Annotated in this window: 19 protein-coding genes; 16 read left to right on the forward strand and 3 right to left on the reverse strand. The window is 32.2% G+C overall.

The window, feature by feature from the left end:
* The first annotated feature begins 1 nt into the window (after position 1).
* The 7 genes from QHG34_RS01650 to QHG34_RS01680 are packed head-to-tail and all read left to right on the forward strand — an operon-like array spanning position 2 to position 3,258.
* Complete coding sequence (locus QHG34_RS01650) at positions 2 to 295, forward strand: hypothetical protein (protein ID WP_282628371.1); 294 nt, start codon at positions 2 to 4, stop codon at positions 293 to 295.
* The gene (locus QHG34_RS01655) at positions 273 to 644 is read left to right on the forward strand and encodes a hypothetical protein (protein ID WP_282628373.1); all 372 of its coding nucleotides are present in this window, start codon (positions 273 to 275) and stop codon (positions 642 to 644) included. Before QHG34_RS01650 ends, QHG34_RS01655 begins: the two co-directional genes overlap by 23 nt.
* A complete protein-coding gene (locus QHG34_RS01660) occupies positions 625 to 1,338 on the forward strand; it encodes a hypothetical protein (protein WP_282628374.1) in 714 nt (237 codons plus the stop codon). The genes QHG34_RS01655 and QHG34_RS01660 overlap by 20 nt, the downstream gene beginning before the upstream one ends.
* 9 nt (positions 1,339 to 1,347) lie before the next feature.
* The gene (locus QHG34_RS01665) at positions 1,348 to 1,962 is read left to right on the forward strand and encodes a hypothetical protein (RefSeq protein ID WP_282628375.1); all 615 of its coding nucleotides are present in this window, start codon (positions 1,348 to 1,350) and stop codon (positions 1,960 to 1,962) included.
* 12 nt (positions 1,963 to 1,974) lie between these two features.
* On the forward strand, positions 1,975 to 2,406 hold the full coding sequence (locus QHG34_RS01670) for a hypothetical protein (RefSeq protein WP_282628376.1): 432 nt from the start codon (positions 1,975 to 1,977) through the stop codon (positions 2,404 to 2,406).
* The gene (locus QHG34_RS01675; RefSeq protein WP_282628377.1) at positions 2,403 to 2,828 is read left to right on the forward strand and encodes a hypothetical protein; all 426 of its coding nucleotides are present in this window, start codon (positions 2,403 to 2,405) and stop codon (positions 2,826 to 2,828) included. Before QHG34_RS01670 ends, QHG34_RS01675 begins: the two co-directional genes overlap by 4 nt.
* Entirely contained in the window at positions 2,821 to 3,258 is a 438-nt protein-coding gene (locus tag QHG34_RS01680) for an Imm26 family immunity protein (RefSeq protein ID WP_282628378.1), read from the forward strand. The genes QHG34_RS01675 and QHG34_RS01680 overlap by 8 nt, the downstream gene beginning before the upstream one ends.
* A 19-nt stretch (positions 3,259 to 3,277) precedes the next feature.
* Here QHG34_RS01680 and QHG34_RS01685 read toward each other — a convergent pair whose 3' ends face one another.
* Positions 3,278 to 3,412 carry a hypothetical protein gene (locus QHG34_RS01685; protein WP_282628379.1) on the reverse strand — a complete coding sequence of 45 codons (135 nt, stop codon included), beginning with the start codon at positions 3,410 to 3,412 and terminating at the stop codon, positions 3,278 to 3,280.
* Positions 3,413 to 3,458: 46 nt separating this feature from the next.
* On the reverse strand, positions 3,459 to 3,863 hold the full coding sequence (locus QHG34_RS01690; RefSeq protein ID WP_282628380.1) for a hypothetical protein: 405 nt from the start codon (positions 3,861 to 3,863) through the stop codon (positions 3,459 to 3,461).
* Between the two features lie 330 nt (positions 3,864 to 4,193).
* Between QHG34_RS01690 and QHG34_RS01695 the strand changes: the two genes are divergently transcribed.
* The 5 genes from QHG34_RS01695 (at position 4,194) to QHG34_RS01715 (ending at position 8,241) form a co-directional block, all read left to right on the forward strand.
* Positions 4,194 to 5,009 (forward strand): hypothetical protein, encoded by an 816-nt coding sequence (locus QHG34_RS01695; protein WP_282628381.1) that lies wholly within the window; start codon positions 4,194 to 4,196, stop codon positions 5,007 to 5,009.
* A gap of 11 nt (positions 5,010 to 5,020) precedes the next feature.
* Positions 5,021 to 5,833 (forward strand): hypothetical protein, encoded by an 813-nt coding sequence (locus QHG34_RS01700; RefSeq protein ID WP_282628382.1) that lies wholly within the window; start codon positions 5,021 to 5,023, stop codon positions 5,831 to 5,833.
* A 22-nt stretch (positions 5,834 to 5,855) separates the two neighbouring features.
* Positions 5,856 to 6,650, forward strand: coding sequence for a hypothetical protein (locus tag QHG34_RS01705; RefSeq protein WP_282628383.1), 795 nt, complete (start codon positions 5,856 to 5,858; stop codon positions 6,648 to 6,650).
* A gap of 102 nt (positions 6,651 to 6,752) precedes the next feature.
* Positions 6,753 to 7,577: an AraC family transcriptional regulator gene (locus QHG34_RS01710; protein ID WP_407080895.1), complete on the forward strand. Its 825-nt coding sequence runs from the start codon at positions 6,753 to 6,755 to the stop codon at positions 7,575 to 7,577.
* 61 nt (positions 7,578 to 7,638) lie between these two features.
* A complete protein-coding gene (locus QHG34_RS01715; protein WP_282628384.1) occupies positions 7,639 to 8,241 on the forward strand; it encodes a DUF417 family protein in 603 nt (200 codons plus the stop codon).
* A 48-nt stretch (positions 8,242 to 8,289) separates the two neighbouring features.
* On the opposite strand, the gene QHG34_RS01720 is transcribed toward QHG34_RS01715, so the two are convergent.
* A complete protein-coding gene (locus QHG34_RS01720; RefSeq protein ID WP_282628385.1) occupies positions 8,290 to 8,820 on the reverse strand; it encodes an SRPBCC family protein in 531 nt (176 codons plus the stop codon).
* Between the two features lie 165 nt (positions 8,821 to 8,985).
* On the opposite strand from QHG34_RS01720, the gene QHG34_RS01725 reads away from it, so the two are divergent.
* The 4 genes from QHG34_RS01725 to QHG34_RS01740 are packed head-to-tail and all read left to right on the forward strand — an operon-like array spanning position 8,986 to position 11,666.
* Positions 8,986 to 10,419: an SMI1/KNR4 family protein gene (locus tag QHG34_RS01725; RefSeq protein ID WP_282628386.1), complete on the forward strand. Its 1,434-nt coding sequence runs from the start codon at positions 8,986 to 8,988 to the stop codon at positions 10,417 to 10,419.
* Positions 10,409 to 10,780, forward strand: coding sequence for a hypothetical protein (locus QHG34_RS01730; protein ID WP_282628387.1), 372 nt, complete (start codon positions 10,409 to 10,411; stop codon positions 10,778 to 10,780). Before QHG34_RS01725 ends, QHG34_RS01730 begins: the two co-directional genes overlap by 11 nt.
* Positions 10,777 to 11,181: a barstar family protein gene (locus QHG34_RS01735; RefSeq protein ID WP_282628388.1), complete on the forward strand. Its 405-nt coding sequence runs from the start codon at positions 10,777 to 10,779 to the stop codon at positions 11,179 to 11,181. Before QHG34_RS01730 ends, QHG34_RS01735 begins: the two co-directional genes overlap by 4 nt.
* On the forward strand, positions 11,181 to 11,666 hold the full coding sequence (locus QHG34_RS01740) for a hypothetical protein (protein ID WP_282628389.1): 486 nt from the start codon (positions 11,181 to 11,183) through the stop codon (positions 11,664 to 11,666). The genes QHG34_RS01735 and QHG34_RS01740 overlap by 1 nt, the downstream gene beginning before the upstream one ends.
* The last annotated feature ends 6 nt before the right edge of the window (positions 11,667 to 11,672 follow it).

Genomic DNA, 11,672 nt, shown 5'->3' on the forward strand with positions numbered 1-11,672 from the left:
AATGAAAGAAGCTCGCATTTATGTCGATTTTAATGAAATGTTGGAAGAAGATTTGGTTTTACTTTCAAAAGAAGATTCCAAACTCGATTCAGCGGGAAATCTTGTTAATTTTTACGAAGGATTAAATGTAAGAATCTACATGGACGATGAGGATGAAGCTGGAAATGCCGATAACCTAATCGCGGAAGGTATTGTCGAAAAAAATACGATAACTGAAGCTTGGGGAAGCGCTGCCAAATGGAATTGTAGAATTGATAAAAACGGAATTTATCATGAATCTGATCGATCAAATTAACGAAATCAACGCCTTTATTTCCCAGCACAGTTGGATGGATTTTGAAGTAAAATCCTATGATGGTTATCAATTAAGCATTGCAGGAAGTACCGATTTGATGTATTATCATTTGATAGAAATCTGCTTTGAAGATGTATTTTGGTTTTCAGGATTTATGAATGGCTGGCGAACGGACACTTCCAAAATAACATTAAAACTTAGTGATGATGATCAAAAATTTGAAATTGAAGAAGACTATCACTTATTCGAATTTGAGTGCGAAGATTATGAAAATAATGTCTTTGTAGCAGCCAAAAATGTACATTTCAACACCGAAATAAAGAAACTTTATGATTCTGAAACAAACTAAAGATAGCATTTACAAAGAGCAATACAACGACTTTTATAAAAAAGGCGGTTGTGTAGAATTTGTTGTTTTCGAAAATTTTGAAGTCGCAGATGCGTATACCAAACATCTCGAAGTGGCAAAAAATGTGTTGATTCAGAATTGTACCGATTGGGAAAAAGATTTTATTAATTTGGATGCTGAAGACGAAAAATCTTTAGAAAAAATTTATCCCTCATATTTTGATTTAGCAATCTTAAAACCATCTGGCAAGCAAATTTCGGTTACCGAATTTTTTGGTCCTTATTATGATTTTCAGAAAAATAAAGTTCTTCTACGCGGTGTACAGCACTTTCTAAATTCTGTCTTTGTATATGATGATCCCGAAGGAATGGGATACCACATCAACGATCAAGAACTACGAAAAACACGGGGCTATCAATCGAGCGAATACATTTCTTGTGGCTTCTGCGATGCATTTTTAGATCCTCCACATTCGCTCGGAATTGGTAAAACCATTAAAGAAAGAGGGCAATATTTTATGGATTTTATTGAATCATTTTTCTTGGACATTCATCAATTGGAGATTTACAGTTGGAGCGTAGATTCGTCGGATTATTTCGAAATGGGTAAAGAATGGTGGGGTTCATTTTTTTGGACGGTTTACAATCCTGTAAAAAATATTTACATTGGCATTATTGCTTCTACAACCGATTAACAACCAATTATGGATAGATTTGATGATATTGACAGAATAGCAATCGAGCGTTACTCGCACAATCTAAAGTGGGAATTATTTCACCGTTATTTGGTTAAAAAAAATAAAGGAATCCGAAAAGAAGCGCTTAGAGATTTAGAAGAATTTATCGTCGAATTCCGAAATTGGGAGTACCAAGATCAAAAGGATTTTGTGCTGTCAATTGTTGATTTCGAAGACGAAATTCCCAACACTACCAGCTCATACTTTGCTACGCCGCTTAGCTTAATGATGCAAGATTTTATGAATGATTGGATCAAGTCCGAAAATAATGACTCAACACCATTTCGTTGGTTAGCACAAAAAAACAACGATACAGAAATGGCGCGAAAAGCTTTATCTATTAATCCTAACGACGATTTGGCGCGTTTGGTTATTATCAATGCTTACTTGGATAAAATTTATTGGTCAACGCATTCTTTACCGCATCATTTCAGCGGTGATATCGATGAAATTTTGGCCATCTATCCTACTTGTTTGGAAGAAATAAAGCAATTAGAAAATCGTGAAAACCAAAGAAAATACACCGCCGAATTGCAAGAAGAAATACAAGTGGTAAAGGATTATAAAAAATCACAGGAATAAAACAATTAAGTCATGTCTAAAAATTGGTCAGAAATTAAGACGGGTGTAGGTTTCGCAACGCATATACCCGAAAAACTCAATCTGTTGCTTTCACCTAACCAAGAAACGCGCTACAATGCGTATTGGAAAATCGACAATTACGCTATTATCCAAGGCGATTTGTATGAAGCTTCTTATTACATTATTGATCCGTTGATGAATGCATTGAAAGATGCAAAATATAAAACAGAAATTCTGGATTTATTAACAGAAATTGCATTAGGCTTTGCTCCCGAAACGGAATTAATCGTAATCAACGATAAAAAAGTGTCTTTGATGGAAGCTTGTCATTCCAAATTAAAAAAGTATTACAATCAATTAGTGGAGATAAAGAAACAGACAATTACGCCATCGGAACTCACACTGCTCGAAAATTTACTTGAAATATTAGATGAATTAAAATGATGACGCACATTGAAGTTTTTTGGCAAGGAAATAAAATCGCTTTTCCTAATCGAGATTATGATGAAGTTTCGAAATCGGAAGCTCAAACCGCTACTAATTTGGAAAAGTTAAGTTTGTACACGCGTCATCATAATGGACACATTCGCGAAATTGCGATTAGTACACTTATGCAAAAGTTTCCCAAAGAAAGTATTCCGTTTATTGTTCAACTTTTGGGTGAATTTGTAGTTGAAATTCATTTGAGAATTATAAAAGAAATAACCTCCGACCAAAGAAATTGGCTGCAAGAATTTTTGAAAGAAAACCCTCGTTTTGCGCAAACAATCCAAAGCCGCATTGCAAGTTATTGGGATTGTTACTACCGAAATCAATATCTAAAATTGAAAGATTATCCGGCATATAGATTATTAACAAATGACTAAAAGAATAAAGTACCAAGAAGGCGATATTATATCAATTCCATTAACCAACGGAAAAACAGCCGTTTGTAAAATTATTTTTGCACCTACAGGTCAATTAAAGCAAGTTATAGGTTGTACTGTCATTGATGTCCAGCATGTCTTAAATTTAGAAATTCTTAATCTTCAAGAATATATATCTATCAATTCTAATCCAAGAAATACGAATTGTTTTTTCACAGGAAATCAGTTTGTAAAAAACGGAAACTGGACAGTTTTAGGAACATCTCTTTTGAGTGAGAAGGAAAAAGCAATGCAAAAGTTTATTTATGCTTGTCAATTATATTACAATGAAGAATTGATTCGAAATGCAAACGAAGAAGATTATTCAAAATTTCCTACACTAAACGTTATGGGTTTTGCATTAGTTGATCAAATCCTAACTAGATTATAGTCTCTAAATCGATAAATCTTTAGGCGCTACACACCTCAAAACGATCTAACATGGTGAAATACCACTTGTTTTTGTAAAAAGTAAGGTAAAAAACCAAAGCACCTTCATCACTATAAGCTATTATTTTTCGACTATTTTTTTCGATTTCTTTCATCTTTGCTATTTGCTTAGGTTTCCATCCAGCGTCCACAAATTCGTTTTCAGAAAGTGCCGTTTTTGATATATCGCTGTATTTTGAAGCATAATCGCAATAAATACCCTTTTTCTTTGATAAACTTCTCCGTATCACAATCAAATTCGGGCAAAGTTTCGTGTTTTATTTTAAAATTCGTACTCACTACTCCCAAATAATCGTACGATAAATATTCAGGAACAGGTGTTTTTTTATTCAATTTATCTACAAAAGCCAAATTATCGTGTGCACCGCGTTTGAATAAAATAGCAACACCAAAATCTTTCAAAATCATGTCATTAATTGTAGAAAAATCTTGTTTATTCAGTGCGTTTATCGTTTTTACTATCGCTTTATCTAAATCGGAATTACTTTGTGCTTTTACAGAGAATAACGCAAAAAAACACAATAAAAAAGTTGTTAAAAAATTCATTTTCATAGACTTGTAAAATAAACACCAATATACACTAAAACGATATTATATCAAACGTTTAAGTTGCTCTTCCTTGATTAGGCTATAAATTATAACTAATATCATAACAAATGTTGATACATTAAATTTCAAACAAGATAATAGATAATTTTTTAAAGATAATTTTCCAATATTTTCTCTTACATAATTGCTTTATTGTAAATAAAATTAGAAAAATATCTACATTACATTAAAATAATTAACTTAAGATCAATTATAGTCTTTATTTAAAAAAGATATAAATTGTAAAATTTTACTTAATTTTGTATTTGTTTTTAAAATAACTTTCCTATGAAAAAAATGTTTGCTTTTAGTCTTACATTCTTTTGTTGTACAATAAGCTTTTCTCAAGTTGGAATCGAAACTTCTTATCCAAAAGGAGTGTTTCATATTGATGGAAACAAAGACAATCCAAAAGATGCAACATCAACTGTTTCTGTACCTCAACAAGCTAATGATTTTATTATACAATCCACTACTGGCAATGTAGGGATTGGAACAAATCAACCTCAAACTAAATTCGTCATTAATGATGATGTCTCTAAACAAGCTATTTTGATTAAAGATGGTAACCAAGGAGAAGGGAAATATCTGATGAGTGATGCTAATGGTATGGCTACGTGGAAAACACCAAACTCTTTTAAATCTGCTATTGCATGGAAATATAATGGAACAAATATTATCATTTCTAATAATATACCATTAGGATCAGATGGCTTTTACAAACCTATCGGAGTGAGTTATAGCAACCTTACTCTAAATGGTTTAACAAAAGGTAAATGGATTGTAAGTATGGGAATTCGATTAAAAACTCAAGCTACATTAACAGATGCTTTTTGGATTCATGCTAAATTGTCTAGTTCTACTACCGGTGTTACATCTAATGGATTTACAAACTTAGGTCCTGCAGGAAATGCAACAGGTTATGCTGGTGTTGTATTTGGAGATGGTAGTACGGACGGAAGAGGATTCTTATCAGGTACTTCTATTATCGAAGTAACTTCATCCACAGCGATTGACATTTCTCTATTTTTAGAAAATGTTGCGCAATGGGATTTTGAAACAAAATCGTATGAGAATTATTTTTATGCAATTCCTATCAACTAAACTATTAACAAATGAAAAATAAATTATTTTTTATATCATCTATCTTAATATCATCTTTTGTTACAGCTCAAACTGGTAAAGTTGGTATAGGTACTAATGCACCACAACAAGTTTTACACATTGACGCTGCTCAAAATACACCTCCCGGATCTACTACAACAAATATAGCTGATGATGTCGTTATAACATCAAACGGACAGATGGGAATTGGAACTATAGCTCCAAGTAAAAAATTAGAGATAGTTACAACCACTGATAATACAATTAATCCTACTGCAATAAAAATTGTAGATGGAACTCAAAGAGAAAATGCCTTTCTAAAGAGTGATGCCAATGGAGTAGGACAATGGTTTATACAAGGTAGTATTAAACCTATAGAATTAGGAACATGGACTAAATCTGATCCCATAATAGCATCTGATAACAATGGAGGTGTAAAGAGTTTAAATTTAAAAATAGCATTAACACCAGGAGTTTGGATGGTTAATTTTGGTGCGACTTTCAAAATGAATATCGGCATTCCTTATTGGCTACACATTTATTTATCTGATACGACGACAGGCAGAACTAAAACAAAATTTAATTTTCTTGGACATGGAGGTGATAATACTGGTTATGCTGGTCTAATGATTCCTAATAAAACAAGTGGTGCTGGGAATGCCAATCTAATAAGCGGATCATCTATTATTGAAGTTTTACCACCTACAGATGGTTCAAAAACAGTTGAAATCTGGGTAGTTGTTGAAAATAAACCTAATAGTTATTGGAATTTCAAAGCTGATAATTGGGAGAATTATTTTTATGCAATTCCGTTAGATCTTTAATCATCAACTTAATCTTAAACAAATGAAAAAGATTTTTTTATTATATAGTATACTTTTTACAAGTATTTCTTCATATGGACAAGTAGGTATAGGAATAAGTACTCCTAAAGACATATTGCATATAGATGCTAATAAAGATACCAACACAGGTGGAAGTTCACCAACAAACTTTAAGGATGATGTCTACATAAACACTTCAGGAAATGTTGGAATTGGCACTCTAGATCCAACAGCTAAATTAGATATAAATTCTACCACAGCTGGCGCTATACAAATTATAGATGGAACACAAGGAAATGACAAAGTACTAGTTAGTGACAAAGATGGTGTTGGTACATGGAGAGATTTACCAGTTTTCAAATACATGAAAAATGGTACATTTGTAGCTAATCAAACAGTTAATTCTGATCAATCTGGTGGTTATAAATATTCTCAGGGATCTATTACCCTAAAACCGGGTAAATGGTTAATTAGTGCTGGGTTAACAATTCGACTAAGAAATGATGATGTAGCTGCAAATACAAAACCTTATTGGTTGAAATTATTTCTTTCGAGCTCTCAAACAGCTCTTACACACACCTACTTCACATATCTAAGTCCTGATGTGGATAATAATTTTGGTGGTAACATGATAAAAAGTCAAGATGTACAATATTATAATTTTATCACAGGTTCAACAATTATAGAAGTAACACAAGAACAACCAATTTATTTACTAATAGAGAATATCTACAGTTTAAAGAATGGAACTACTGGAAATTATATCTTTGAAACGCGTAACTATGAAAATTACATCTACGCTGTACCAGCAAATTAATTTCATTAAATAAATATTTTAGCGAATTATATCTTTTGTAAACTTATAATTCGCTTTTTTTATTCAATAAAAACTAAATAAGAAAACGTAATTACCATTACTTTGAACATCGATCTGCAAATATTTAATTCTGAAAATTTTACCAAAAATGAGATTTCCTCTCCTTATTATTTCATTATTATAATAGATGGAACAACTGATTTTTTGATAGATTTTAATCAATACTCTACAAACGGAAAAACGCTTGTTTTTCTTTCTCCGTACCAATTATTCCAATGGAAAAAAGTTACATTTTCAGATCTAAAAATCTTGAAATTTCATGGTGACTTTTATTGTATAGAATACCACAAAGAGGAAGTCGCTTGCAACGGAATTTTATTTAATTCTATTTACGAAACACCTTTTGTTCATGTTTCTGATACAATTTATGGTGAAATTCAATGGATTGTTGATAAATTGAAACCTTTACAAAATGCTACTTTTTCATACGAAAGTACAGTTACCAAAACCTATTTACAATTAATTTTGGCTTTAAGTAGTCGTGAAAAACAATTACAAAACGAAACAAATTCTACCAAAATAACCGATTCATTAAACTTTTATAATCTATTAGAAAATAGTTTTACCAATGAAAAATCTGTTGCTTTTTATGCAGATTATTATCATCTAACAGTTGATGTTTTTAGCAAGAAAATTAAAAAGAATTATGGTAAAACTCCATCGAAATTAATTCAAGAACGATTAATTTTAGAAGCTAAAAAACAAATTCATTTAACGCATAAAAGCATCAAAGAAGTTGCGAGTTATTTAGGTTTTGAAGATGAATTCTATTTCAGTCGATATTTTAAAAAAGAAGTGGGCGTTTCTCCAAAAATATTTCGCGAACAAGTTGGTATTTCCATTGCGGCTAAAAAATCCATTGAATAACCTCTTTTGTCCATTCCTTAAAAAAGTTTTAGATTCTAGATTTGTACAATAAAAACAAATTATGAATCAGGTACTCTTATTTTTCGCAAACTCATCTCAAAAATTAGTTCACTTTCTTCGCATTGCAATCGCTATTGTTATGATTTGGATTGGTGGTCTGAAAGCTTTTCAGTACGAAGCTGATGGCATTGTACCATTCGTCATTAATAGTCCATTTATGAGTTTCTTTTATCACAATGAAAACGAAGCTTCCATAGATGAGAACGGAAAAATAGTTGCTGCTTATACTTTATATAAAAATCCTGAAGGAAAAACAGTTCAAAAAAATATTGATTGGCACACTGAAAACAGAACGTATGTGTTTTCATATGGTTTAGGAACAGTAATTATTGTTATTGGCTTATTAGTTTTATTAGGAATCTGGTTTCCTAAAATAGGTTTTTGGGGTGGATTACTAACTTTCGGAATGTCTATTATAACCTTGTCTTTTTTAATTACAACACCCGAAGTATATGTACCCAATTTGGGTGGCGACTTCCCTACTCCACAATTTGGTTTCCCCTATTTATCTGGCGCAGGAAGATTAGTCATAAAAGATGTAATCATGATGGTTGCCGGATTAATTTGCGCTTCTGAAGCCGCAAAAAGAATATTAAAATTGTAAATATAATACAAAATAAAAAGGGAAAGCTTGATTACTTTCCCTTTCCTATTATTGTTTTTCAACGATTTCTTTCAGCTTTTTAAGACCTTTCCCGTAGGAATCTTCCATTTGCGAATCCATCATCAGCTTCATCAAATTCATCGGATAATCCAACTCACAATCCATACTCCATGTCACTTTCGTTCCGTTTCCTTCTTTCGTCAACACAATATCTGATGTTGCATCACTTTCAAACGGTTTTTTGAACATCATTTTAGTCGCGATTTTCTGATTTGGAACCAAAGCCGTTATCGTGTGACAACCTTGCCCAACATCCTCCGTTCCTTCCCAGCAATATTCATCGCCAGGCTGACCTTGCGTACCCGAATAGCTCAATTTCAAATTCGGATCCAAATCCATCCAAGGATTCCATTCGTTAAATTTTTTCGAAGAACTGGCTTGTTCATACACTTTTTCAATCGGTGCATTCATCACCATCGAGGTTTCAAAATGATATTTTTTTCCAATAACAAACATCGTAATTGTAAGTATCGCAACGAGTGCGACGATTACCCAAAGTATTTTTTTAAGAATTTTCATAAAGTGTTTTTATAATTCACGAAATTAAATTTTATTTTGATTTAAAAACAATTTTTTCCTTAAGATGTATAGGAAATTTGACATCCTTCGTTTTTAACTTTAAAATCGCTATTTCAAGGGATATTAGATCGCAGCAATCTTCTTTATCTTTATAAAAAATACCAAATGAAAGATTTCCAAACGCAAATACAGCGTATAAAAGAAAAATTAGCAGCAGCCAAAACAGCCGACAAAGATTTCAAAGTTTTTGGTTCGAACTCGCACAAATATCAACTGAATCCACCTATTGCTATGAAAACGGTTGAAGATTTTGAACAAAAACATCAAGTTTCGTTGCCAATAGAATACAAATTATTTGTGACCGAAATTGGCAATGGTGGAATATCTCATGACAACTCTGGCGCTGGTCCGTATTATGGTATTTTTCCTTTTGGAGAAGAGTTTCAGATTCTTTTTAACGATTGGGATCAGCATCAATTAACAAGCTCTCATCTACTTTATCCTAAAATGTCTGATGAATTTTGGACTAAAAAAGTCGAAAATCTCGATGGAGAAGAGGTTACAGAAGACGAATATGAAAAACGCGAAGCGGAACTCTTCGGTGGAATTTTCATAATTGGCACACAAGGTTGCACTTATTTTCATGGCTTGGTCATTAATGGAGAATTTGCAGGTCGCGTAATCAATATCGATATGGATCATCAAAAGCCCAAGTTTTCCTACGAAGCTAATTTCTTGGACTGGTATGAGCACTGGTTGGACGATGTGATTGACGGTAATTTGTCCGATGATGATTCAGGTTCGTTTGGTTATCAAATGGGCGGAAGTGAAGAAAATTTATTGGAATTGTATGAAAATTCAACAGATAATGACACAAAATTGGATGCGCTAAATGGATTGCTTTTCAAAAAGCATTTAACGGAACATACAACGCATGAAATCCAAAATTATCTGTACGATCAAACGCCCGAAATCCAGTCCGTAGTTTATCGTTTGCTGATGAAACATGACTACGAAACCGCAAAAATGTACCTCAATTCGCTTTTTATTCACAATCTAAATGAAGCTGTAAAACTCTTGCATTGGTACGGAAAGGAGCATAAAAAAGAGTGGATTGATACGGTTCAGATTTATTTACGAGAAGTCAAAGACGAGGAAACATTCCGATTTGCTACTTATATTTTACAAGAAGATCCTGATCTAAATTTTGAAGATTTAAAAGCTTTTGCAACGCACGAAAATGCGGATATCAGAAAACAGACCTTTTATACTTTTTCCTTTTTAAAAGACAAATCAAATTACGAAAAAGAGTTTTTAATAGGTTTGGATGCAGAAAATCCCAATGAATTAATCGAAGTACTACAAGCAATAGAAGGTCTGAAAACCAAAGCTATCCTGAAGAAGTTGCAAGAATTGGTTAATAAATATCCGTATAAAAAGGTAAAACCCGATAAAGATGGATTCCGACATTATACTGACTCAACCGAAGATTTAGTTTACATCACAAGTAATTTGGAAAGTGTGTTGAAAGAATATGGATTGGATCACAAAAGCGTTGCAAATCTTGACATTGACAATTTTGACTTGAATGGAAAATAAAATTAAAATTGATTATCCGCAAAAACTAAATTTAGTTGTTGAGTTTCCGTACGCATTATTCGACATTCATAACTCGTTTGATTACTTGGAAGACAAATGGGAAGCAATTACGGATTTAATTAAAGAAAAATTTAAAAATAAACAATTATCCATTCTAAAAACGAATAAGAAAATTGCTTACAAAGAATTTTCTACAATCGAATTTCAGATACAGTGTTTAGCAAATCCGCCTGAGTTTGATTGTAATTTTATTGTAGATTTTCTGTTGCAACATGATGAAAATCTATTATTTACCATCAAAACAAATGACGAATACGTGAAAAATGAATGGAAAATTTTGTATAAAACGAAAATTAAATGATGAATAAAAAAGTAATCGTCATCAATGGCAACAATTTCTCGGATTTAACGGGGTTTTACAACGAAATAGAACGCGTTTTAACCAAAGATTTGGACTGGAAAATTGGTCGCAATTTAGATGCTTTTGAAGATATTCTACTTGGTGGATACGGCGTGTTTGAAACGGGTGAACCAATTCAACTTATTTGGGAAAATAGTACAAAAAGTAAAGCTGATTTAGGATTTGAAGCAACCAAAAAGTTCTATGAAGAAAAAATTTCGGCTATTGAAACCGATGCAGAAAGTTTATCATATTTTGAAAAAGAGTTAGATAAACTATTACATCACAATGGGAAAAGCCTTTTTGACACAATACTTGAGATTATCTCTCACCGACAAATAGAATTTAAAGCAAGGAATTAATGCAAAATTTTAAACTAAACAATTATCAAGAAATAGAAAATGAGTTATTAGCAGATAAAATTCCTATTCAGAATTTTCCTAAAAGCATAGATTTTCCTTTTCCAGAAAACTATAAACATATTATTACACAAATCAAAACTACAGAGATTTCGGCAGATTATATCTTGTTCAGTTCGGTAGAAGCTGTTAACGAAACTAAGGAGTTTGTTGATAAAACCTTTTGGTGTTTTGGCTGTGATGGACAAGGAAATCGTTGGTTATTTGATGAATCTGGAATGGTTTTTTATTACGATCACGATTATGACGAAGGTTTTGATGCGATGAATATTACATTCGAACAATGGTTGCAAATGGCGGATCTTGCAAAACAAATGGATGATTTTATCGATCGAGAAGCTGTGACAAAATCAATTAAGAATGATTTTCAACATGAACTGAATTTGATTCATCCCGATTTGAGTGGGAACTATCCATACAAAATTTAACAACTT

The sequence above is a fragment of the Empedobacter sedimenti genome, from assembly GCF_030005555.1.
Taxonomy (GTDB): domain Bacteria; phylum Bacteroidota; class Bacteroidia; order Flavobacteriales; family Weeksellaceae; genus Empedobacter; species Empedobacter sedimenti.